Origin of the sequence: Micromonospora sp. NPDC005172 (assembly GCF_040608555.1) — a bacterium.
GTDB lineage: Bacteria > Actinomycetota > Actinomycetes > Mycobacteriales > Micromonosporaceae > Micromonospora.
Window position 1 is genome coordinate 1 of record NZ_JBEXIL010000068.1, and the last position, 21741, is coordinate 21741.

Genomic DNA, 21741 nt, shown 5'->3' on the forward strand with positions numbered 1-21741 from the left:
GTGAACTGCCCGTACCCGGCCTCTGGCAGCTCCTGCACCAGGACACCGTCGCGGTAGAGGGCGGTCCGTGCGCTGTCGACGACCGATCCGCCGGCTCAGGCCGGGACGGTGGCGTCGGGGGCGCGGGAGGCTCGGCGTAGGCCGTAGAGGGCCAGGGCGGCGGCGACCAGCAGGGGTGCGCCGTCGCGGATCAGGCCGTCCAGGCCCAGCAGCCACCAGCACAGCGGCAGGTCCACGGCGAGGACGCCCAACGTGACGACGACCAGCAGGCCACGTGCCCAGTCCTTGCCGCGCATCAGGAACGCGGTGCAGAACAGCACGGCGTAGCTGGCCGCGATGCCGGCGCCGAACCAGAACAGCACGGCCGGTACGGCGGAGAGCCGATCGTCCAGGATGGCGCCTCCGGCCACCAACGCCGGCACCAGCATCAGCGGGCTGTAGGTGAACGCGGCCACCCGGCTGGTCAACAACCACGCGCTCGCCTGCGGCCGACGCGGCGGGGTCTCCCGCCACGAGATTCCAGCCCTGTCGATGACCAGGCGGGGCCGATGCCGCACGAGATGCCCGGCGAGCGCAGACGAGCGGTAGAGCAGCCAGACCACCGCCACGCAGAGCGCGCTGAGCACGGCGAAGCCGAGCAGGCCTGGCAGCGGCGGCACCCCCTGTCGAGGGACGATGAGCCGGCCGACGGCGAAGATCGTGGTGACCGCGAGGATCAGCCCGAACGGGCGGGCCACTGTCCGGCCACGGCGCACATGCCCGATCAGCAGCAGGAAGCCGAACGAGCGCAGCATCGCCCAGCCGGTGCGTACCGCCAGACCGAAGCCCTGCTCCGGGGCGTACCACCAGTTGAGCAGCTCGACCACGACGGTGGCCGCCGCCGTCGTCGCGAGCAGGAAGGTGAGCGCCCGGACGGCGGACGGCCGCCGGACCTCGGTCTCGGCGGCCGTCCTCATGGGATCCGTTGTTGCCCGCGACGGGCGATGTTCACACCTGGCGCTGGGGCTGCGCCGCGTCGAGTCGGGCACGCAGCGCGTCCAGCTCGGCCCAGAGCACGCCGGGCAGCTTGTCACCGAACTTCTCGAACCACTCGGTGATCATCGGCAGCTCGTTACGCCACTCGTCCGGGTCGACCTTCAGCGCGATCCGGACGTCCTCCGGGGTCATGTCCAGTCCCTCGACGTCCAGCGCGTCCTGCGCCGGGACCATGCCCACCGGGGTCTCGACCGCGTCCGCGGTGCCCTCGATCCGCTCCACGACCCACTTGAGCACCCGGGAGTTCTCCCCGAAGCCCGGCCACAGGAACGAGCCGTCCGGGTCCTTGCGGAACCAGTTGACGTAGTAGATCTTCGGCAGCTTGGCCTCGTCGCCGTCGGTGCCCTTGCCCATCTCGATCCAGTGCCGGAAGTAGTCGCCCGCGTGGTAGCCGATGAACGGCAGCATCGCCATCGGATCGCGGCGGACCACGCCGACCGCGCCGGACGCGGCGGCCGTCGTCTCCGATGAGAGCGTCGCACCCATGTAGACGCCGTGCACCCAGTCGCGGGCCTCGGTGACCAGCGGGACGGTGTCCTTGCGCCGGCCGCCGAAGAGGATCGCGTCGATCGGCACGCCGTTCGGGTCGAAGTACTCGTCGGCGAGTATCGGGCACTGGGTGATCGGGGTGCAGAACCGGCTGTTCGCGTGGGAGGAGAGACTGTCGCTCTCCGGCGTCCAGTCGTTGCCCTTCCAGTCGATCAGGTGCGCCGGGGGCTCGCCCATGCCCTCCCACCAGACGTCGCCGTCGTCGGTGAGGCCCACGTTGGTGAAGACCGAGTTGCCCCGGTCCAGCGTGCGCATGGCGTTGGCGTTGGTCTTCCAGTCGGTGCCGGGCGCGACGCCGAAGAGGCCGTACTCCGGGTTGACCGCGTAGAGCCGGCCGTCCGGGCCGAACCGCATCCAGGCGATGTCGTCGCCGATGGTCTCGACCTTCCAGCCCGGGATGGTCGGCTCGACCATGGCCAGGTTGGTCTTGCCGCAGGCGGACGGGAAGGCGCCGGCGATGTGGTGGACCTTGCCCTCCGGCGAGGTGATCTTGAGGATGAGCATGTGCTCGGCGAGCCAGCCCTCGTCCCGGCCCATCACGCTGGCGATACGCAGCGAGTAGCACTTCTTGCCGAGCAGCGAGTTGCCGCCGTAACCGGAGCCGTACGACCAGATCTCGCGGGACTCCGGGAAGTGCGAGATGTACTTCGTCTCGTTGCAGGGCCACGGCACGTCCTGCTGGCCCGGGGCGAGCGGGGCGCCGATCGAGTGCAGCGCGTGCACGAAGTCCGCGTCGTCGCCCATCGCCTCGAGGATCGCCGCGCCCATCCGGGTCATGATGCGCATCGAGGCCACCACGTACGGGCTGTCGGTGATCTCGACACCGAACATCGGGCTCTCGGCCTCGACCGGGCCCATCACGAACGGGATGACGTACATGGTGCGACCGCGCATCGAGCCGCGGTACAGCTCGGTCATCGTCCGCTTCATCTCGGCCGGCGCCATCCAGTTGTTGGTGGGGCCGGCGTCCGCCTCGTCGACGGAGCAGATGTAGGTGCGTTCCTCGACCCGGGCGACGTCGGACGGGTCGGTGCGCGCGTAGAACGAGTTCGGCTTCTTCTCCGGGTTCAACCGGATGAGGGTGCCGGCCTCGACCAGCTCATCGGTGAGGCGACGCCACTCCTCGTCGGACCCGTCCACCCACACGACCCGGTCGGGGGTGGTCAGTTCCGCGACCTCACGGACCCAGGCAAGCAGTTTCGGATGGGACGTCGGGGCCTGATCGATACCCCGCACTACAGCCGGAGCAACCATGACACATCTCCTTGTGGTCGACGCTGACCGATCTATGGGATGCACGAGTCTCAGCGACGCGAAGCGCCGCCTTCGTGGAAACCTGGGATTGGGCTCAGCGTAAACCGGGCAGCCTTCCGAGTCAGTGGGACTGGTTGTGAAGAACTGCACAAGCTACGGCCACGCTGCGGCATCGCGATCTGATACCCGCTTTCCTGCGCAGTTTCACGCAAATCTTGTTGTGCACCCCGGTCGACGCGCGTTGCGGTTGGGCCGTCAACCCACCCCGCCGACCGGTTCGCGGATTCCCGTTCCGAGGCGCGTCAGTCCTCCCACCTGGTTACGCTGCGTTCAACTGCGGCGCACCGGCTGAAAGGGCCCACATCGGCGACGATGTCCCCCTCGCCGTTGCTCCCCCGCCGACACCTCGACAGCCGGTAGGCTCGCTCCGTGGCCGCCACGATGACCGGGGAGCAACCGGGTCCCCGGCAGACCCGACCGGGTCTGGTCCGTGGACTGCTCGACCGTTTCGGTCACCTCGTGCACGAGCTGAGCAAGTTCGCCACCGTGGGCGGGATCGCCTTCCTCGTCGACTTCGCGCTCTTCAACTACCTGACCACCGCGCGCGGCATGGAGCAGGTGACGGCCAAGACGATCTCGACGGTGATCGCCGCGACCTTCGCCTTCCTGGGCAACCGTTTCTGGACCTGGCGGCACCGCCAGCGCAGCAACCCGGCCCGGGAGTACGCGCTGTTCTTCTTCTTCAACGCTGTCGGCCTGGGGATCGCGGTGGCCTGCCTCGCGATCAGCCGGTACGGGCTCGGCAGCATCTGGCCGTCCGTGTTCCAGACGCAACTGGCCGACAACATCGCCAGCTTCGTCGTGGGCGCTGGCCTCGGCACGCTGTTCCGATTCTGGTCCTACCGGCGGTTCGTCTTCGTCGAAGCGGGAACTCCGATCGCGCCGCAGGTGGAGCACGACCAGGATCACGGGGCGTGACCTGCCGCTTACCTTGTCCGGCCGGTGATCGCCGGCTTCACCGACTGCCCTAAGGTGTTTCGCATGCGTCTTGTCCGTCTGCTGCCTGAGCGCTGGCAGAAGTTCATCCACGAGGCGCTCAAATTCGGCATCGTCGGCGGCGTGAACACCGTCATCAATTACGCGGTGTTCAATGTCCTTGCACTTACCGTTTTCGTCAACGGTCAGTTGAAGGCGAACGTGATCGCGACCCTCGTCGCGACGATCACGTCGTATCTGATGAATCGTCACTGGACGTACCGGGATCGCCCGAAATCGGCGATGCGTCGGGAGTACGTCCTGTTCTTCCTGTTCAACGGAATCGGCCTGCTCATCGAGCTGGGGGCCGTCGCGGCGGCGAAGTACGGGCTCGGCGTACACGGCCTGCTGGCGCTGAACGTGGCGAAGACCGCCGGTGTCCTGCTGGGCACGCTGTTCCGGTTCTGGTCGTACCGCACCTTCGTCTTCCAGCCCGTCACCCCGGCCGAGGACGCCGCGAAGACCAAGCCCACCTGGCACGACATCCCGCGCGACGAGTGGGACACCATGGCCGAGATGGACCCGGTCGCCGAGCTTGCCGAATCGGTCTCCGAGTTGGAAGAGGCGCAGTCCGCCGAGCGTCCCGACCCGACACCCGGCCCGACCGGCGCCGCTCCGACCCAGGGGCGGCCGTTGACCGCCGGCCTTCCGGCCGACCTGGACGCGGAACTCGCCGCGGAGCTGCACGCCGGCACTCGTCGCGCACCCCGCCGGTGACGCCACCCGCCCTCCGCTCCGGCACCGGAGCGCCCGCCGAGCTGTTCTTCGAGGACCTCGTCCCGGGCCTCACCGTCGACCTCGGGACGGTGGCCGTGGACGGCGACGAGATGCGGGCGTTCGCCCGGCGCTTCGACCCGCAGTGGTACCACGTCGACCCGGAGCTGGCCGAGGCCAGCCGGCACGGTGGCGTCATCGCCAGCGGCTTCTACACGGTCAGCCTGTTCATGCGGGCGTACGTCGACCACCTGCTGTCCCGCGCGGCGGCCGACGCCTCCCCCGGTCTGGAGGAGCTGCGGTGGCTCGCCCCGGTACGCGCCGGGGACCGTCTCGCCGTGCGGGTCGACGTCATCGGCGCCCGTCCGTCGTCCGCTCGCCCGGGGCTCGGCACCGTCATCCTCACCGGCACCATGCTCCGCCTCGGCCCGGACAACCGGCCCGAGCAGGAGGTGCTGCGTACGCGCTTCCGCGGTTGGTTCGCGCTGCGCCCGGTCGAGACGGACACCGAGCCGGAACCGTCGTCGGCAGAGCCGACGGACGCCGCGCCGCCATCGGCCGAGCCGGCCGGAACCGAGCCTGCCGTGACCGAGCCGGCAGAGGCGGGACCGCAGCAGGCCGGACCGCCCCACGCCGGGCCGCCCCACGCCGGCCCGGTGCAGGTGCGACCATCCGAGCAGACGACCCAGGCCGAGCAGCACGCCTGACCACCCCGGCCCAGACGCGGGCCGGGGCGATCAGTGCCGATCCGATCAGCTCGTGGTGTCGCGCAGCGGCTTGCCCTCGCGCATGTCGGCGAGGATGTCGCGCATCTCCCCGTCGCCGAGCAAGTGCTTGTCGTGCTGCGCCTCGACCAGCTCGTAGAGGGTGGTCTGCACCCGGCCGACCCCCGGTACGTCCTTGAGCACCGACTGACCGCGCTCACCGGCGGACTCGATGGTGAGGGTGCCGCAGCCGAGCATCCGCTCGAAGAAGTGCTGGTTCATCGAGTGGTCGTTGATCCGGGTCAGCGGAAGGTCCCGCCGGTCCCGGGAGAAGACACCCTGCTGCAACAGCACGCGCTCGTTGGTGAACAGGTAATGGGTGGTACGCCAGACCAGGAACGGCCACAGACCGAGCCAGAGCACCGCGACCAGGCCGATCACGCCGATCACGGCCAGCGCGATCGAACCGCCGGAACTCTCGGGTAGCAGCAGCACGCCGACCACCACCGCGGCGATGGCGACGACCAGCACCAGAATCGGCCGGACAAGGGCCTTCCAGTGCGGGTGCAGGTGCAGCACGACGTGCTCGTCCTTCGTGAGCACGTCTTCGGGGAACGCCACGACAACCTCCAACGCCTTTTCTTTGACGCGCCGACGGTAAACCCCGAAAGCCAGTCAGCGACATCCGCCACGCGGCCCCACCCCAGCTTCCGCGATCTTGCACTTTCGGTCGCCGTTACGCGCCCTTGAGCCCGATACGCCACGACAGAAAGTGCAAGATCGCCGCGGAGGGGGGCTAGCGCACGTGTAGGACGTCTCCGGCGGATATGGTTCGGGTTTCCAGCGGGGTGGTTAGTTGGAGTTGGCCGTCGCTGTCGATGCTTGTTGCGGTGCCGGTTCGGGTCTCGCCGTTGGGCAGCAGGACGCGTACCTCGCGGCCGATCGTGGCGCAGGAGGCCAGGTAGGCGGCGCGTAGCCCACTCGCCTCGGCGTCTCCGCCGGCGGTGCGCCAACGGTCGTACCAGTCGGCGAGCGCCCGCAGCAGCGCCCGCAGCAGTGGGTCCCGGTCGGTGGCCGCCGCGCCGGCCAGTTGCAGCGACGTGGCCGGCAGCCCGGTCGGGTTCACCGGCAGCTCGTCGGCGCGCAGGGTCACGTTGAGACCGATGCCGAGGACGATGGCCGGCGGTTGTGCCGCAGAGCGCCCCGGCACCGCCTCGGCCAGCACGCCGGCACACTTCGCATCCCCGATGAGCAGATCGTTGGGCCACTTCAGGGTCGCGTCCAGCTCGGCCAGCCGGACCACCGACTCGACAAGCGCGACGCCGGCGAGAAGGGGCAGCCAGCCGTACCCCGTCGGTGGAACGGCCGCCCAGTCGCGGTCCGGCGCGGCCTCGCCAGGCCGCAGCAGGACGCTGGTGGCGATGCCGGCGCGCGGCGGCGACTGCCAGACCCGTCCACGGCGGCCGCGCCCGGCGGTCTGCCGCTCCGCGACCACGACCAGACCCTCCGGTTCGCCCGCGGCGGCGGCCTCGGACACGTCCGCGTTGGTGGAGCCGGTCTCGGCGTACAGCTCCAGACGCGTCCAGGGGCCGTTCGGCGCGACCAGCGCGCGCCGCAGCCGGGCCGCCGACAGCGGTGGTCGGTCCAGATCGGTGTACGGGGAGCCCGGCATATCGTCAGCCTACGGCGGCGACCGGTACGGGCGTTGAGGCGTACTGCACAGCCGCACGGACCTGAACCATCGTTATATTCCCTGGGTGACTACCGAGACCGGGACCAACATCCACAGCACTGCCGGCAAGCTGGCGGACCTGGAGCGCCGGGTCGACGAGGCGGTGCACGCCGGGTCGGCGCGTGCGGTCGAGAAGCAGCACGCGCGAGGCAAGAAGACCGCCCGCGAGCGCATCGAGATGCTGCTCGACGAGGGCTCCTTCGTCGAGCTGGACGAGCTGGCCCGACACCGGTCCACGGCCTTCGGCCTGGAGCGCAACCGCCCGTACGGCGACGGCGTGGTGACCGGCTACGGCACCGTCGACGGCCGGCAGGTCTGCGTCTTCGCCCAGGACTTCACGGTCTTCGGCGGTTCGCTCGGTGAGGTCTTCGGCGAGAAGATCGTCAAGGTGATGGACCTCGCCATGAAGATCGGTTGCCCGGTGGTCGGCATCAACGACTCCGGCGGCGCCCGCATCCAGGAGGGCGTGGTGTCGCTCGGCCTGTACGGGGAGATCTTCTTCCGCAACGTCCGGGCGTCCGGGGTGATCCCGCAGATCTCGCTGGTGATGGGGCCCTGCGCGGGCGGCGCGGTCTACTCCCCGGCGGTCACCGACTTCACCGTCATGGTCGACCAGACCTCCCACATGTTCATCACCGGACCCGACGTGATCAAGACCGTCACCGGCGAGGACGTCGGGATGGAGGAGCTGGGCGGGGCCCGTACGCACAACACCCGCAGCGGCAACGCGCACTACCTCGCCAGCGACGAGGACGACGCGGTCGACTACGTCAAGGCACTGCTGTCGTACCTGCCGTCGAACAACCTCGACGAGCCGGTCGTCTTCGAGGCCCCGGCGGACCTGGAGATCACCGACGAGGACCGTGCGCTGGACACGCTCATCCCGGACTCGGCCAACCAGCCGTACGACATCCACACCGTCATCGAGCACGTCCTCGACGACGGGGAGTTCCTGGAGGTCCAGCCGCTCTACGCGCAGAACATCGTCGTCGGCTACGGTCGGGTCGAGGGTCGGCCGGTCGGTGTGGTCGCCAACCAGCCGATGCACTTCGCCGGCACCCTGGACATCGCCGCCTCCGAGAAGGCCGCCCGGTTCGTGCGCACCTGCGACGCGTTCAACATTCCGGTGCTGACCTTCGTCGACGTGCCCGGGTTCCTGCCCGGCACCGGCCAGGAGTGGGACGGCATCATCCGCCGGGGCGCGAAGCTCATCTACGCGTACGCCGAGGCGACCGTCCCGAAGGTCACCGTGATCACCCGGAAGGCGTACGGCGGGGCGTACGACGTGATGGGCTCCAAGCACCTCGGCGCGGACCTGAACTTCGCCTGGCCGACCGCACAGATCGCCGTGATGGGCGCGCAGGGCGCGGTGAACATCCTCTACCGCTCGGAGCTGGCCGGTTCCGATGATCCGGCGGCGGTCCGGGCCGAGAAGATCGCCGAGTACGAGGACACGCTGGCCAACCCGTACGTGGCGGCCGAGCGCGGGTACGTCGACTCGGTGATCGCCCCGCACGAGACGCGCACCCAGATCGTCCGGGCACTACGCGTCCTGCGGACCAAGCGCGAGACCCTGCCGCCCAAGAAGCACGGCAACATCCCGCTCTGACCGCTCGCTCGCTTCTCGCGCACGCTCGCTTCTCGCGCACGCTCGCTGTTTTCGCGCAACTTCGGGGAAAGTGCTGCTTCCCTGCCCTGGGAGGCAGCAACATCCCCGAAGTTGTGCGGACAGTCAGCAGGCCGGGTTGGCAGCGGGACACAGTCGCCGGGCAGCGACTCGACCCAGCGCCTCGAGGTCCGCGTCGTGCAGGCCCAGGTCCGGATTGGGCTCCAGCACGGTGAGCAGGTCGCCGACCCGGACCATGACTGTCATCCCGACCGGGCTGGAGCGCTGGAGTGTCCTTTCGGTGGTGGCCGGACCAGCGGGAGCGAACGGTACGTACCGCACCAGGATCGACTCGTCACCGGCGAAGTTGCTCGCCGCCGTCTCCCAGGCGTGCCTGCTCTCGTTCGGCGTCGTCGCACCCGCCACCAGGGTGCGCTCGGCGAAATACCACTCGGGGCAGGCCTCGAGCAGCGCCCTCAGGTGGGTGAAGAGTCGCGTGCTCACCAGCGGATCGACCCGGTAGACGTCCTGGCTGAGTTCGACCCGCGCCGGCGCGCCACCGTCCTTCGTCGACGACAACAGGGTCTGCGACCGCGAGTAACGGGAGTACGCGGGCACCGCCGGTACGCCACGGTCGTCGCCGCACCTCTGCAACGTGGGATCCAACCGGACGACCTCCCCGAGACCGGCATCGCCGAGCTGCACGGGGTTCTTCACCGGCACCTCGGTGACCGCCAGCAGGGAGTCCAGGGGAATGTCCGCCCGAGCGGGGCCCTGCGTCGAGACGGGCAGGGCGGCATCGGGCGCAGCGGAGGTGCCTCCCGTCAGGGCGTATGCCGGGCCTGTCACCGCCGCGAGCACCGCGACGGTCGCCAGCGCGACGGTACGACGACTGCGGCGACGGGCACGGGCCCGGATCTCCTGCGGCTCCGGCCACTGCACGTCGCTCAGGTCGCGGTGGACCTGTTCGACGAATGCCAGGTCGTCATGCATCGGTGGCCTCCTCCAGCTCAGAGACGGCGAGCAGACCGGCGAGCGCGGTACGCCCCCGGGAGAGGCGGGCCTTGACCGTGCCGACGGGGGCGGCGGTCTCCCGCGCCACTTCGGCGACCGGCATGCCCATCAGGTAGTACAGGGCGATGGCGGTGCGTTGCTCCTCGGGCAGTCGGCGCAGCGCGGCGACCACCTCGACCGTGTCGGTGCCCGGCCCGGGAACGGTCTCGGTCGCGCCGTGCCGCAGGTACGCGCGGGCGCGGCTGCGCAGGCTGCGCCACCGGCTGACGGCGATACGGCTGGCCACGACGCGTACCCACGCCTCCGGGTCGTCGTAGGCGCGGATCGTCGACCAGCGCTGCCAGGCCCGGATGTACGCCTCCTGCACGGCATCCTGCGCCTCGACCCGGTCGCCGGTGAGGGCGTAGACGAAACCGAGCAGCCGTTGTCGGCTCCCCCGGTAGAACTCGTCGAACCCGTCGACGTCCGGCACCCCGCTACCTCCCCGTGTCGGTCGCAGGGAACACGCGCCGGGCGGGGCGCTCGGTTGCCCCGGTCAGGCGATCATCTTCTCCAGCTCGGCGAGTGGGAACGCGCCGGCCCCGATCCGCTCCCGCGTGGCCCGCCGTACCGCCCGCTGCACGGCCACGTTGGCCGGCGTCGGTACGCCGTGCAGCCGGCCGAGCAGCGCGATCTCCCCGTTGAGGTGGTCGACCTCGGTCGAGCCCGTGCCTCGGGCGAGGCTCTGCCAGGTGGAGCCGCCGGACCGGTTCGCGCCGCCGACCGCGCGCTGCTGCACGAGGTCACCACGTTCGGCCCGTTCCTCCTCGGGGGACGTGTGCGGGATGCGGGCGGTGGCGAGCGCGGCGATGCCCTCGGCGCGTACCCGCTCGATGAGGGCATCCGGGATGTCGTCCCCGAGCAGCGCCTGGAGCCCGTTGCCGAGGTTGCTGAGCAGCTTGCCGTACTTCCAGCGCAGCACGTCCTCGCGTACCGGCGCGACGAAACCGGCGGCGGTCAGGTCAGCGGCGATCGCCCGGTCGGTGTCGTCGGCGCCGCCCGGATAGCGGCCGATGTGGAGCATCCCGGGGTGCGGGTGTCCGTTCGCCACCACCACGCCCGGCTCCAGATGGGTGGCCGGCAGCCAGACGCAGATCGGGTGCACGTCCGCGAAGAGCCGCAGGGCGGCCCGCTCGTTCGCCACCCCGTTCTGCGCGGTGACCAGCGGCAGCCGCTCGCCGGCCGTCCCGCCGCCGGCGACGGGAGCGTCCACCCACGTCGCCAGCGCGTCCTCGGTGTCCTGCGACTTGACGGTGAGCACCAGCACCGTGTCCGGCGACAGCGGCCGGTCACCCGGGCCGTCGACGGCGGCGAGCCGGGCGGTCACGTCGCCGTCCGGCTGCCGCAGCGTCAGGCCCCGCTCCCGGATCGCGTCCAGGTGCGCCCCACGGGCCACCAATGTCACGTCCCGGTCGGCCTGCGCCAGCCGTACGCCGATGGTCCCGCCGACCGCGCCCGCCCCGATGATCACGTATCGCATGGCCTCATTCTGCCCCGATGGGGTCAGAGAGTCAGGCCGGCGTCGGTGAGGATCGGGCCGGCGAGCAGCAGGGCGCCGACGACGAGGGCGACCAGGTTGACCAGGGCGAAGAAGACCACCCAGAAGAACGCCGGAAACGGGGTCAGCCCGGCGAGCTGGTCGGCGTCGGAGGCGGGCATCCGACCACGCGAGCGCAGGCGTTGCAGCTCCACCACCGGCCGCACCCCGCCCAGCAGCAGGAACCACACCCCGGTGTACGCGAACGCGGCCTGCACCTGCGGCGTCGCGTACCAGGAGACGGCGAACACCAGCGCTCCGGTGACCAGGAGCGACACCACGCCGAACGCGTTGCGGATCATGACCAGCATGGCGAGCAGCAGCGCCACCGCGACCCAGAGCAGCAGGGTGATGCGGTTACCGCCGAGCAGCCAGGCGCCGGCCAACCCGATCAGCGGCGGGGCGACGTAGCCGGCGAGCAGGGTGAGGATCATTCCCGGCCCGGAGGGTCGACCGGCGGAGAGCGTCAGTCCCGACGTGTCCGAGTGCAGCCGGATTCCGCGCAGCTTGCGGCCGGTGAGCAGGGCGACGAGGGCGTGCCCGCCCTCGTGGGCGATGGTGATGGCATTGCGGGCGATGCGCCACGGCAGCCGGGTGGACACCACCACCAGCGCGACGGCGGCGGTGATCAGCACCAGCAGTGGGGGCGGGTCCGGCTGCGCGCCGAACAGCGTGTCCCACATCTCGCCCAGTCCGTCGATCGACATCATGGGGCGCGAGCCTACCGGCGGCGTTCCGTGTCGCGCCCGAGGCACCGGCCCGTATCCTGGGAGACTGATCGGGTGGCGAGTCGAGCGGGAGGTGAACGCGGGTGAGCGCAGCGCCCCTGGAGCCGCACATCGGCCTGTGGACCGAGGCCGACTACTTCGCCTTGGGCGAGACGCCTGACCGCATCGAGCTGCTCGACGGGAGCCTGATCGTGAGCCCTGCCCCGAGCCGTTGGCACCAGCGGGTGTCGCGTCTACTGGCGAACAGCATCGAGGCAGCGGCAGATCCAGACGGGCTTTCGGTCTACGAGGCCATCAACGTCCGGCTCGGCATCGACCGGGTCGTCATCCCGGATCTCGTCGTGACCGACATCGACGGCGACGGCATCTTTCTCGACGCAGACCGGGTATCTCTCGTTGGCGAGATCGTCTCGCCCGGCAACGCTGCCGCCGATCGCCTCATCAAGATGCAGCTCTACGCCATCGCGCGCATCCCCTGGTACCTGCTGGTCGAGCAGGACGGTGACGGTCACTCGCTGCGCCTGTACCGGCTCGACGGCGAGCACTACGTCGAGGACCAGGTCGCCAAGGCCGGCGAGACGTTGAGCGTGGTCGAGCCCTTTCGCTGGCAGCTCGATCCGGCCGCGTTGCGCTGATCGTCCGCCAGCTGACGGTAGGACGACAGACGCCCATCGATGAAACTTTCTTCTAAGACTCTTGTGATCTAGGGCAGTTACCTCCAAAGATGGGCGTCAATAGACCGGCGTCCCTGGAGGCACTCATGGCCCGTACCCGATCATCGCTGCGCCGCGCGTTCGCGGCCGGCCTCACCGTCCTCGCCACCGCGGCGGCGGCCCTGGTCGCGACCGCCGGCCCGGCAGCGGCGGCCACCACCGCCGGCGTCGACGTGTCCCACTACCAGGGCAGCATCAACTGGACCAGCGTCCGCAACGCGGGCATCGAGTTCGCCTTCATCAAGGCGACCGAGGGGACCAGCGTCAAGGACTCCGCCTTCAACACGAACTACGTCAACGCCTACAACGCCGGAGTGATCCGCGGGGCGTACCACTTCGCCCGGCCGAACATCTCCGCCGGCTCGACCCAGGCCAACTACCTGGCGTCCAACGGTGGCGCGTGGTCGGCGGACAGCCGCACCCTGCCGGCGGCGCTGGACATCGAGGCGAACCCGTACAGCGGCGGCTACTGCTACGGCCTCAGCACCACCGGCATGCGCAACTGGGTGCAGGACTTCCTGAACACCTACCGCTCGCGCACCGGCCGGTACGCGGTCATCTACACCACGACGAGCTGGTGGAACCAGTGCACCGGCAGCTGGACCGGCCCGTGGGCCAACCACCCGCTCTGGCTGGCCCGCTGGTCGAGCACCCCGGGTGCCCTGCCGGCCGGCGCGCCGGTGTGGAGTTTCTGGCAGTACACCAGCAGCGGCGCTGTCTCCGGGATCAGCGGCAACGTGGACCGCAACTACTGGAACGGGGACCGGAGCCGCCTCGTCGCGCTGGCCAACAACACCTGATCGGGCCGTTGGCGGCAGCGGGATCGACTATCACCTCACGGTGCACAATCGGTCCGGCTGCCGCCACACCACCGGTTTCGGTTCAGGCCCGCCGTCGGCTCAGGGCGGGCACCAACACCGGAGCTTCTTCGCGGACGACTGAGTCCCGCCGAACGAGCCGCCGGACACCCACCGCACCAACGGTGATGGCGACGACGCCGAACAGCGCGACGAGTACCGGAAGCCCAACGCTGATCAGCAGCAGTGCCACATCACCGAGTGCGACGAGCATCCACAGTGCCAGCCGGGGCCGGGCGTTCCTGTATCGGTAACCCATGTCGCACCTCCCTCCGTCGTTGGAGATCAGATACCCCGAACGACGCAAGAACATGCGAGAGAGGTTCGCGCAGGTGTGGAACGCGGGTCAGTTGACCCGGTCGGGCTTGAAGCCCTTGACGATCTGGTCGAAGTTGGCGAGGTTGGCCTGCCAGTCCTTCTCCGCGATCTCCCACCGGATGGCGTAGCCCCGGTTGCTGGCGGTCACGAAGCCCCGGTTGCGCACGTGGACGCGGGCGTTGTCCCGGGTCTCCAACCACTCCCAGTCGGCGCAGGTCCGATACCAGTCGCAGGCCTTGATGCTGCCCACCAACTGGTAGTTGCTGACCAGACCCCGACGGTACGGCTCCTGGCCCTTCCAGTCGACGACTGCGTCCTTCTTCGGGCTGGAGGTCCACTGGACCAGCATCTTGCCGGGCCCGCCGGACTGGTTGAAGACGACCGTGTCCGAGCTGGTCTGACGGCCGCTCCAGCCGGGTGGGAGCGGGATGGAGAAGGTCGGCCCCTTGTGCAGCGTCCAGCCCGCCGGCAGCGCGTTCGGGTCCACGGACGGCGTGGCCGATGAAGTCGGGCTAGGAGCGGCGCTGGTCGGCGGGGGTGCCGCCGGGGCGGTCGTCGGCGCGGCCCCGGTAGTCGCGGCGGCAGTCGTCGGGTCGGCCTGCTGGGTGCCGTCGTCGTCGCCCTTGGTCAGCATCGGCACGATCACCACGAGGCCGACCAGCAGCAGGGCCACCAGTGCACCGATCAGCACGTTCCGGCGGGTGTTGTTCGGCTTCGTACCGTCGAACTGCGGAACCGCCGCGCGCCCCGCCGGGCCCACCGGCGGCATCACCGACGTGGGCGTCGAGGGTTTGCGCTGCTCCGGCGCCACCGGCGGACCGTCCACGGCCGTCGGCTCGTCGTCAGCGTCCGTCGTACCGTCGCCGCTGGCACCACCCCCGGCGGACACCACGGCGGTCGGGTCGGCCTCCGGCGTGGCCGGTCGGTCGATGGTCGCGGTCGGCTCGGCCGGCACCGTGGCCGTCGGCTCGGCGTCCACACGGCCCGGCACGACCTCCGTCGGCGTCGCGTCGGCCACCGCCGGCCCGGCCGCGGCTGCGGCTACCGGCGGCGGGGTACGCGGAGCAGGCGGCGACACCGGGCGGTCGGTGACCCCCTCGGCCGGGCGGGGCGCCGGCACGAGCGGCGGGCGCGGCTCACGCGGACCGTTCGGCCCCGGCCGGCGTACGCCGTCGAGCAGTGAGATCCCCCGCGTCCGCTTGCCACCGGCGCGGCGCAGCAGGCGTTCCGCCACCTCGGCGGTGATGCGTTCCTTCGGGTCCTTCTGCAGCAGCCCGGTGAGGACCGCCTTGAGTGGGCCGGCGTTCTTCGGGGGTGGCATCGGTTCGGTGGCCAGCGCGGCCAGCGTGGCGATCGCGGACGGCCGCGCGTACGGCGACTTGCCCTCCACCGCCGCGTACAGCGTCGCGCCCAGCGACCACAGGTCGGCCTCCGGCCCGGCGGTGCCCTCCCGGGCCCGTTCCGGCGAGATGTACGCGGGCGAACCGAGCACCATGCCGGTACGGGTGACATTCGGGTCACCGGGAATCGTGGCGAGACCGAAATCGGTCAACACCACCCGACCGTCCTCGCCCAGCAGCACGTTGCCCGGCTTGACGTCGCGGTGCATGACGCCCGCCTTGTGGGCCGCGTTCAACGCGCCGAGCACGCCCAGGCCGATCTCGATCGTCTGGGCCACCGACACCGGCCCGTCCTCGGCGAGGGTGTCCTGCAACGACCTCGACGCCACGTACTCCATGACGATCCACGGGTCGCCGTCGGTCCGCAGAACATCGAAGATGCGCACCACGTTCACGTGGTTGAGCCGGGCGATGGCCCGCGCCTCACGCAGCGACCGTTCCCGCATCTCGCGGCGTTCCTCGTCGGTGAGGCCGGGCGGCGGCACCAACTCCTTGATGGCGACGTCCCGGTGCAACACCTCGTCGCGCGCCTTCCACACCCGACCCATGCCGCCCTGGCCGAGCGGCGACAGAAGCCGGTATCGGTCAGCGACGAGTTGGGGAAGCGCGTTCGACATCGGTGAGACGGTACCCGGACCCGCCGACGCTCACACCGCCGGCACGCCACTGTGCGTGTGACGTGACTTCTGGCCGCGTACCCTGGCGGCATGCCTGCCGAAGAGCCGCTGTTCCGGGTAGTCCGCGGCGTGCCGACCGCCGACGAACTGGCCGCCTTGGTAGGGGCGGTCCTCGTCCGGTCCCGCCCGGCCACGGCAGCCGCACCGGCCACCGTGTCCGCGTGGGCGCGCAGCGGCCGACCGGCGCGCCACGACACCTGGCGCGCCTCCGGCCTCCCTCGCTGACCACGGCTCGCCCCTCTGCGGGGCTGCCAGGATCGCCGTGCAGCCGTTAATCTCACTCAGGGAGATGGTGCAGTGACGGACAGGGAGGACCGATGATCCCGGAAGAGGACCACCCGGCGCCCTGGCTCAACAGCTACGGCGGCATCGAGGCCGACATCCGTCAGCTCCGCGAGTTCGCCGACCGGCTCGCCGCCGAGGTCGAGAGCAACTACGCGCCCCACCTGTCGTACATCGCCGACGACATGTCCGCCAAGGTGCCCAACCCCTGCGACGCGTTCGTCGAACTGGTCACCTTCCTGCACGCCCACCACGAGACCCAGCAGGCCACCACCGACATGGTGTACGCCGTCCGCGGTGCCACCGGTCACCTGGCCGCCGTCGCCGACCGGGTCGCCACCCAGTACGCCGACAGCGACGCCTTCTCCGCCGCCCGAGCCGTGGACGTCCAACGGGCCCTCGCCGACCCGGGGACCGTCCTACCCGGCGGCCGCACGCCGACACTCAGCGACCCCACCGGCCCCGACAGCGAAAGGCCGGTGGTCCTGCCATGATCGAGCGTGGTGGCGGCCGCACCTCCGGCCAGACCGACTGGCACCTGATGGACCTCAACAGCATGTGGGCGTGCCTCCAGGACCACGACACCACCAACCACTGGAAACAGGTCGCCGGCTGGCGCAAGGTCTGCGACCTGGCCCAGATCCACCTCGGCCGACTCCAGGAATACCGCCGAGGGCTGGCCGAAGCGTGGCCCCCCGAGACCAGCGCCGCCTCCGGCACGTACCTCTCCCAACTCGACGACCTGATCGCCAAGGTGCGCCACACCCACGACGCCGCCGCCGCCAACTACACCGCGCTGTCCGCCGCCACCCAGGCCATCGGCACCACCAGGGCCGAGCTACGCAAGCTCCACGAGGAGTACGCGGTCAAGCTCAAACAGAAGCAGGCGTACGAGGCGACAGTCGCCGACCCGAAGGCCATCATGGGCAACCGGGTCGTCGACGCACCGGTGACGGACGGCGAGCTGGAACGTTTGAACGTGCAGGCACGGGCGATGATGTTCAACCTCAGTGGCGAACTCCAACAAGCCCAAGCCACCCTCCGCCAGCCCCCTCCTAGGCCCGCTCCTAGGGTTGACGACAACGTAGTTACACCAGCCGGAGATTCAGCTCCGACCATCCCTCCGATAGTTCCGGTGCCTATGGTGGGACCAAACCCCTCGCCAGTGCCACAACGAACCTCAACAGACTCTCAAACCGGACGAGTGGCCATCTCGACTGGCGTAGGGCCTATACTCGGCGGCACTAGTACAGGCACCACCGCACCAATTCCGGACCTAGCGCGAACTCCACAAGGGCCTGTCAACACAACCCCCGTGGTTGGTCTGCCGCCAGTGCTGGGGCCCATATCAGGCAGTGGCAGCAGCAGGTCGCAGCCGGCAACTGGAGTGCCGAGGCCGATAAGTGGGTCGATCCCTGGGAGCGCGAAGGGCAACAATGCCCCCGCAACGTCTCGACCGTTGCCCCCGGGAGGCTTAATTGGAGGAGCACCCGGACTGGGGTTGGGACAGCCCGGCGCAAGCTCCATTCCTCCGCGCCGGGTCAACCCCGTAGGAGGCGTTATCGGAGGCGGCGGCGCCGGTACCGCACCGGCAGGAGGCGCAGGTTCCCGGCCTGGCGCTCGGCGCGGCACGGGCGGCATTAACAACATGCCTCCTTTCGGCGGCGTACCCAGCAACGGCGCTGGGCTAAGGACGGGTTCCACGCCTAATCGAACAGAACGTCAGACTTCTGACGATGCTAACGCTGAGCCACGTCGATGGGATCCAGATCAGCCCTGGGAAACGGAGCAGGGGGTGGCACCCATCGTTCTTCCACCTGAGAATGACGGCCCAATTAATCCAGGTCCTGCCATCGGCTTTTCTCGGTGATCTTCCGGCTCGCCGCTATACTCCTGGTGGCCATGGCGCTTCCAGGAATGACCTCGCCGGTCCCACGAACTTCTTGGCTGAGGCATGGCGACCAATGGCATTTATCCGCTCTCAAGGTTGCTGATGCTCAAAAGATCAGCCAGGGCGACGGGATAACCGTAGCCGTCCCCGACAGCGGCGTAAGTTTCCATCAAGACTTGCAGGGCAACCTACTTGCCGGAACTGATGTGATTGCTGGCGGCAATGGCGACGGCCGCGATGATCGAGACGGCCACGGAACCGGGATGGCTGGCCTAATTGCAGCCCACGGCACTGGCGATGAAGGTGCCGTGGGCATAGCGCCTAGAGCGAAGATCCTGCCGATACTATGCTCACCGCCAGGGCGAGACGGCGATACAGACGCCTTGGCGACGGCTATTGATTTCGCCGTCAGCAGAGGTGTGGACGTGATCAGTATATCAATCGTTGGGGGCGCCAGCGCTCGGCTCCAACAAGCGGTATCAGCTGCTTTAATGGCAGATGTTGTAGTTGTAGCAGCCGCAGGCAGGGCCTCTGGAACGCAGATAGTGGGTTATCCTGCACGACACCCGGGGGTAGTCGCGGTCGGCGGAATTGGCAGAGACGGAAGCCATGCCGACATTTCTGCAACCGGGCCAGAAATAGATGTGGTCGCACCGGCGGTAGACATTTACAGCACGAGCATTAATGGTAAGTACCGCAAGGGCACTGGCACCTCTGATGCCGCAGCGATCGTGGCCGGAGCGGCGGCGTTGATCAGGTCGAAGTATCCGTACCTGCCGGCGCAGGAGGTGGCCCATCGGCTCAAGGCCACGGCCGTTGACAAGGGGCCGCCGGGACGGGACGACGAGTATGGGTATGGCGTGATCGATCTTGTGGCGGCGCTGACGGCAGACGTACCCCCGTTGGGGTTTGAATCGGTGAGCGCGCCCGCCGGCGGTGGGTCGACCACGGCGACCGGTGCTCGGCCGGGCGAGGATGACGGCGCAACCGCTCGCGGCCTTGCCACCCTCGGAGTGATCGTTGCCATCGGTGCCGGATGGGCTTTCGTGGCGCGTCGTCGGCGGCGCGGTGATGATCCGCCGCCCAAAATCAGTCGGTAGTCGGACCCGGCGCCTCGATCGACTCGGTTTCCTTGAAGTCGGGGCATCCCACGCCATTGGACGCCCCGGTTGGCAGGAAGTCGAGTGGATCACGGCGGAGGGCGGTTGATCGACTCCGTATCGGCGATGTGGGGGTATCGGGGCGGGTTGATCGCGCGATATCGGCGATGTGGTGTGGATCAAGGGCTGGGACGGGCGGCGGACGCGGCGTTGAGGGCCGGGGACCAGTGTGGTGATGGGCGGGGGCGGTAACGTCGGGCTGGTGTCTGACACTCTGCCGCTCCGCCTCGTACTCGCCTCTGCCAGCCCTGCTCGCCGGAAATTGCTCCAGGCTGCCGGCATCGAGCCGGACGTGCTGGTCAGCGGGGTGGACGAATCCGTGGTGGTGACCGATCGCGCCGAAGATCTGTGCTTGGAGCTGGCTCGGCTCAAGGCACAAGCGGTGCTTGGCCGGCTGCATCCGGCCGCCACGACGAAAGCCGCCGGCACCGGCAGCACCACGCCGAACCGCCCAGCCAACGACACCGGCCCAGCCAACGACACCGGCGCAAGCTCAGCCACCGACGCCAACCCAGCCACCGGCAGCGCCGGCGAGGACACCACTGCCGGGACCGGTCAGCGGACTCTGATCATCGGCTGTGACTCGGTGCTCGCGTTCGACGGGGAGATTCTCGGCAAGCCGGCCGATCCGGCGGACGCCACCCGTCGTTGGTTGCGGATGCGGGGGCGCAGTGGCGTCCTGCACAGCGGACACTGCCTGATCGACCTGGTCAGCGGGCAGCGGGCGGAGGCGGTCGCGTCGACGGTCGTCCACTTTGCGGACATCAGCGACGACGAGATCGCCGCGTACGTCGCCACGGGTGAGCCGTTGGCGGTCGCGGGCGCGTTCACCATCGACGGGTTGGGCGGGTCGTTCGTGGAGCGGATCGAGGGTGACCCGGGTGCAGTGGTCGGGTTGTCGATGCCGCTGCTGCGTCGGCTGTTGGCGGAACTGGGCCTGGAGATCACGGACCTGTGGACAAAGGTCGCGCCGGGCGGCCAATCGGTCGAGCCGCTCGGTAACGTCCATTCATGACCACCAAGTCGATCCCACTCACCGACGAGCTGCACGCGTACCTGGTCGCACACGGCGCACCGCCGGACGAGATCATCCAGGATCTGGCCGAGGAGACCCGGTCGGTGCTGCCGGAGCACGCCACCATGCAGGTGGCACCGGAGCAGGCCGCGTTCCTGACGTTCCTGACCCGGCTGCTCGACGTACGGCAGGCTGTCGAGGTTGGCACGTTCACCGGCCTGTCGGCACTGGCCATCGCGCGGGGGTTGCCCGACGATGGGCGGCTGACCTGCTTCGACATTTCCGAGGAGTACACCGGGATCGCCAGGCGTTACTGGGCCCGCGCCGGAGTGCAGGACCGCATCGACCTGCGCATCGGCCCGGCCGGCGAAACGCTGCGCGAGCTGCCGCAGGAGCGCCACCTGGACTTCGCGTTCATCGACGCCGACAAGACCGGGTACCCGGTCTACTGGGCCGAGCTGGTGCCGCGGATGCGGCCGGGCGGGGTGATCGCCGTCGACAACGTGCTGCGCGGCGGGCGGGTCATCGCGCCGCAGGACGTCAACGACCGGGCCATCGCCGCGTTCAACGACGAGGTGCTGGCCGACGTGCGGGTCGACCCGGTGATGCTGCCGATCGCGGACGGCCTCACCCTCGCCCGGGTGCGCTGAACCCCGACAACCCGGCATCGGGGTGCCCCTACGAGAAGGGGCACCCCGATCCACGGCGAAGGGCAAGCGTCAGCGGACGCTGCGGGCGAACTGGCGGGCGGCCCAGAAGACGCCCAGCGCCGCGAGGACCGCGGTGATGGTCAGGCCCTGCCAGACCTTGTCGCTGCCCAGGTCACCGGCGAACAGCGCCCGGGTGCCGTCGACCGCCCAGGAGAACGGGTTCCAGTCGGCGATGCCCTGCAACCAGCCCGGTGCGAAGGTCAGCGGCAGCAGGATGCCGGAGAGCAGCAGCACCGGCTGCGCCACGGTGTTCATCAGGGGGGCCAGTGCGTCCTCGCTCTTGACCTTGAGCGCGACGCCGTAGGACACGGCCGAGGTCATGAGCGCGATGAGGGCGAGCATCAGGTACGCCAGCAGCAGGTCACCGATGTAGACCCGCAGGTCGAACAGGAGCGCCAGCAGGGTGATGATGACGGCCTGCACGATGAGCGACACCACGTCGCGCAGCGAGCGACCGAGCAGCAGGGCGAGCCGGCTGATCGGGGTGACCCGGGAGCGTTCGATGACGCCGGCACGCAGTTCGGCGATCAGGCCGAAGCCCTGGAACAGGCCGCCGAAGATGGCCAGCAGCACCAGCAGGCCCGGTACGAAGATCTTGTAGGCGGCTGCCTGGGTGGGCGCGTTCAGGGCCGGCTTGAGCAGTGGGGCGAAGAGCAGCAGGTACATCACCGGCTGGAACACGCCGACGAAGACCCAGACCGGGTTACGCAGCAGGAGTTGGATCTGCCGCTGGAAGATCAGCCACGTGTCGCGGGCGAATTTCATGAGTCG

At 69.5% G+C, this 21741-nt stretch carries 22 protein-coding genes; 11 read left to right on the forward strand and 11 right to left on the reverse strand.

Going from position 1 to position 21741, the window contains the following annotated elements; all coding sequences use genetic code 11:
• Positions 1-95 precede the first annotated feature (95 nt).
• Complete coding sequence (locus ABZV06_RS29275) at positions 96-956, reverse strand: hypothetical protein (RefSeq protein ID WP_355239425.1); 861 nt, start codon at positions 954-956, stop codon at positions 96-98.
• A gap of 31 nt (positions 957-987) precedes the next feature.
• Positions 988-2838 (reverse strand): phosphoenolpyruvate carboxykinase (GTP), encoded by a 1851-nt coding sequence (locus tag ABZV06_RS29280; RefSeq protein WP_355625457.1) that lies wholly within the window; start codon positions 2836-2838, stop codon positions 988-990.
• 441 nt (positions 2839-3279) lie between these two features.
• On the opposite strand from ABZV06_RS29280, the gene ABZV06_RS29285 reads away from it, so the two are divergent.
• The 3 genes from ABZV06_RS29285 to ABZV06_RS29295 all read left to right on the forward strand — a co-directional run bounded on the left by ABZV06_RS29285 (position 3280) and on the right by ABZV06_RS29295 (position 5294).
• Entirely contained in the window at positions 3280-3816 is a 537-nt protein-coding gene (locus tag ABZV06_RS29285) for a GtrA family protein (RefSeq protein ID WP_355239818.1), read from the forward strand.
• A 63-nt stretch (positions 3817-3879) separates the two neighbouring features.
• Positions 3880-4590 (forward strand): GtrA family protein, encoded by a 711-nt coding sequence (locus ABZV06_RS29290; protein WP_355239816.1) that lies wholly within the window; start codon positions 3880-3882, stop codon positions 4588-4590.
• The gene (locus ABZV06_RS29295; RefSeq protein WP_355625459.1) at positions 4587-5294 is read left to right on the forward strand and encodes a MaoC/PaaZ C-terminal domain-containing protein; all 708 of its coding nucleotides are present in this window, start codon (positions 4587-4589) and stop codon (positions 5292-5294) included. The genes ABZV06_RS29290 and ABZV06_RS29295 overlap by 4 nt, the downstream gene beginning before the upstream one ends.
• A 45-nt stretch (positions 5295-5339) precedes the next feature.
• Here the strand turns inward: ABZV06_RS29295 and ABZV06_RS29300 are convergent, their stop codons facing one another.
• Together ABZV06_RS29300 and ABZV06_RS29305 are read right to left on the reverse strand one after the other, a co-directional pair.
• Positions 5340-5912: a PH domain-containing protein gene (locus ABZV06_RS29300; protein ID WP_355625461.1), complete on the reverse strand. Its 573-nt coding sequence runs from the start codon at positions 5910-5912 to the stop codon at positions 5340-5342.
• Between the two features lie 175 nt (positions 5913-6087).
• Positions 6088-6963 (reverse strand): biotin--[acetyl-CoA-carboxylase] ligase, encoded by an 876-nt coding sequence (locus ABZV06_RS29305; RefSeq protein ID WP_355625463.1) that lies wholly within the window; start codon positions 6961-6963, stop codon positions 6088-6090.
• Between the two features lie 85 nt (positions 6964-7048).
• On the opposite strand from ABZV06_RS29305, the gene ABZV06_RS29310 reads away from it, so the two are divergent.
• Positions 7049-8632, forward strand: coding sequence for an acyl-CoA carboxylase subunit beta (locus ABZV06_RS29310; RefSeq protein ID WP_355239412.1), 1584 nt, complete (start codon positions 7049-7051; stop codon positions 8630-8632).
• Positions 8633-8755: 123 nt separating this feature from the next.
• Here the strand turns inward: ABZV06_RS29310 and ABZV06_RS29315 are convergent, their stop codons facing one another.
• From ABZV06_RS29315 to ABZV06_RS29330, 4 genes are all read right to left on the reverse strand, one after another.
• Positions 8756-9622 carry a hypothetical protein gene (locus ABZV06_RS29315; RefSeq protein ID WP_355239409.1) on the reverse strand — a complete coding sequence of 289 codons (867 nt, stop codon included), beginning with the start codon at positions 9620-9622 and terminating at the stop codon, positions 8756-8758.
• Positions 9615-10115 carry a SigE family RNA polymerase sigma factor gene (locus ABZV06_RS29320; protein WP_355625465.1) on the reverse strand — a complete coding sequence of 167 codons (501 nt, stop codon included), beginning with the start codon at positions 10113-10115 and terminating at the stop codon, positions 9615-9617. Before ABZV06_RS29320 ends, ABZV06_RS29315 begins: the two co-directional genes overlap by 8 nt.
• A gap of 63 nt (positions 10116-10178) precedes the next feature.
• Positions 10179-11162 carry a 2-dehydropantoate 2-reductase N-terminal domain-containing protein gene (locus ABZV06_RS29325; RefSeq protein WP_355239403.1) on the reverse strand — a complete coding sequence of 328 codons (984 nt, stop codon included), beginning with the start codon at positions 11160-11162 and terminating at the stop codon, positions 10179-10181.
• A gap of 23 nt (positions 11163-11185) precedes the next feature.
• Positions 11186-11929, reverse strand: coding sequence for a M50 family metallopeptidase (locus tag ABZV06_RS29330; RefSeq protein WP_355625466.1), 744 nt, complete (start codon positions 11927-11929; stop codon positions 11186-11188).
• 101 nt (positions 11930-12030) lie between these two features.
• Between ABZV06_RS29330 and ABZV06_RS29335 the strand changes: the two genes are divergently transcribed.
• Together ABZV06_RS29335 and ABZV06_RS29340 are read left to right on the forward strand one after the other, a co-directional pair.
• Complete coding sequence (locus ABZV06_RS29335; RefSeq protein ID WP_355239397.1) at positions 12031-12582, forward strand: Uma2 family endonuclease; 552 nt, start codon at positions 12031-12033, stop codon at positions 12580-12582.
• A gap of 125 nt (positions 12583-12707) precedes the next feature.
• Entirely contained in the window at positions 12708-13460 is a 753-nt protein-coding gene (locus ABZV06_RS29340) for a GH25 family lysozyme (protein WP_355625480.1), read from the forward strand.
• Positions 13461-13542: 82 nt separating this feature from the next.
• Here the strand turns inward: ABZV06_RS29340 and ABZV06_RS29345 are convergent, their stop codons facing one another.
• Positions 13543-13776 (reverse strand): hypothetical protein, encoded by a 234-nt coding sequence (locus ABZV06_RS29345; protein WP_355239393.1) that lies wholly within the window; start codon positions 13774-13776, stop codon positions 13543-13545.
• Between the two features lie 87 nt (positions 13777-13863).
• Entirely contained in the window at positions 13864-15852 is a 1989-nt protein-coding gene (locus ABZV06_RS29350) for a protein kinase (RefSeq protein ID WP_355625468.1), read from the reverse strand.
• Between the two features lie 90 nt (positions 15853-15942).
• Here ABZV06_RS29350 and ABZV06_RS29355 point away from each other — a divergent pair, with 90 nt between their 5' ends.
• The 5 genes from ABZV06_RS29355 to ABZV06_RS29375 all read left to right on the forward strand — a co-directional run bounded on the left by ABZV06_RS29355 (position 15943) and on the right by ABZV06_RS29375 (position 20910).
• Positions 15943-16137, forward strand: a complete 195-nt coding sequence (locus tag ABZV06_RS29355) for an acyl-CoA carboxylase subunit epsilon (protein ID WP_355625470.1) — start codon at positions 15943-15945, stop codon at positions 16135-16137.
• 92 nt (positions 16138-16229) lie between these two features.
• Complete coding sequence (locus tag ABZV06_RS29360) at positions 16230-16688, forward strand: hypothetical protein (protein ID WP_355625472.1); 459 nt, start codon at positions 16230-16232, stop codon at positions 16686-16688.
• A 1372-nt stretch (positions 16689-18060) separates the two neighbouring features.
• Positions 18061-19185 (forward strand): S8 family serine peptidase, encoded by a 1125-nt coding sequence (locus ABZV06_RS29365; RefSeq protein ID WP_355625474.1) that lies wholly within the window; start codon positions 18061-18063, stop codon positions 19183-19185.
• A 262-nt stretch (positions 19186-19447) separates the two neighbouring features.
• Positions 19448-20260: a Maf family protein gene (locus ABZV06_RS29370; protein WP_355239378.1), complete on the forward strand. Its 813-nt coding sequence runs from the start codon at positions 19448-19450 to the stop codon at positions 20258-20260.
• The gene (locus ABZV06_RS29375; RefSeq protein WP_355239375.1) at positions 20257-20910 is read left to right on the forward strand and encodes an O-methyltransferase; all 654 of its coding nucleotides are present in this window, start codon (positions 20257-20259) and stop codon (positions 20908-20910) included. Before ABZV06_RS29370 ends, ABZV06_RS29375 begins: the two co-directional genes overlap by 4 nt.
• 69 nt (positions 20911-20979) lie before the next feature.
• On the opposite strand, the gene ABZV06_RS29380 is transcribed toward ABZV06_RS29375, so the two are convergent.
• On the reverse strand, positions 20980-21735 hold the full coding sequence (locus ABZV06_RS29380; protein WP_355239372.1) for an ABC transporter permease: 756 nt from the start codon (positions 21733-21735) through the stop codon (positions 20980-20982).
• Between the last annotated feature and the right edge of the window lie 6 nt (positions 21736-21741).

Bases quoted from the DNA above. Each gene is read 5' to 3' on its own strand.
- ABZV06_RS29275 (WP_355239425.1), bottom strand. From the start codon at position 956: ATGAGGACGGCCGCCGAGACCGAGGTCCGGCGGCCGTCCGCCGTCCGG.
- ABZV06_RS29280 (WP_355625457.1), bottom strand. From the start codon at position 2,838: ATGGTTGCTCCGGCTGTAGTGCGGGGTATCGATCAGGCCCCGACGTCC.
- ABZV06_RS29285 (WP_355239818.1), top strand. From the start codon at position 3,280: ATGACCGGGGAGCAACCGGGTCCCCGGCAGACCCGACCGGGTCTGGTC.
- ABZV06_RS29290 (WP_355239816.1), top strand. From the start codon at position 3,880: ATGCGTCTTGTCCGTCTGCTGCCTGAGCGCTGGCAGAAGTTCATCCAC.
- ABZV06_RS29305 (WP_355625463.1), bottom strand. From the start codon at position 6,963: ATGCCGGGCTCCCCGTACACCGATCTGGACCGACCACCGCTGTCGGCG.
- ABZV06_RS29315 (WP_355239409.1), bottom strand. From the start codon at position 9,622: ATGCATGACGACCTGGCATTCGTCGAACAGGTCCACCGCGACCTGAGC.
- ABZV06_RS29325 (WP_355239403.1), bottom strand. From the start codon at position 11,162: ATGCGATACGTGATCATCGGGGCGGGCGCGGTCGGCGGGACCATCGGC.
- ABZV06_RS29330 (WP_355625466.1), bottom strand. From the start codon at position 11,929: ATGATGTCGATCGACGGACTGGGCGAGATGTGGGACACGCTGTTCGGC.
- ABZV06_RS29340 (WP_355625480.1), top strand. From the start codon at position 12,708: ATGGCCCGTACCCGATCATCGCTGCGCCGCGCGTTCGCGGCCGGCCTC.
- ABZV06_RS29345 (WP_355239393.1), bottom strand. From the start codon at position 13,776: ATGGGTTACCGATACAGGAACGCCCGGCCCCGGCTGGCACTGTGGATG.
- ABZV06_RS29350 (WP_355625468.1), bottom strand. From the start codon at position 15,852: ATGTCGAACGCGCTTCCCCAACTCGTCGCTGACCGATACCGGCTTCTG.
- ABZV06_RS29355 (WP_355625470.1), top strand. From the start codon at position 15,943: ATGCCTGCCGAAGAGCCGCTGTTCCGGGTAGTCCGCGGCGTGCCGACC.
- ABZV06_RS29360 (WP_355625472.1), top strand. From the start codon at position 16,230: ATGATCCCGGAAGAGGACCACCCGGCGCCCTGGCTCAACAGCTACGGC.
- ABZV06_RS29375 (WP_355239375.1), top strand. From the start codon at position 20,257: ATGACCACCAAGTCGATCCCACTCACCGACGAGCTGCACGCGTACCTG.
- ABZV06_RS29380 (WP_355239372.1), bottom strand. From the start codon at position 21,735: ATGAAATTCGCCCGCGACACGTGGCTGATCTTCCAGCGGCAGATCCAA.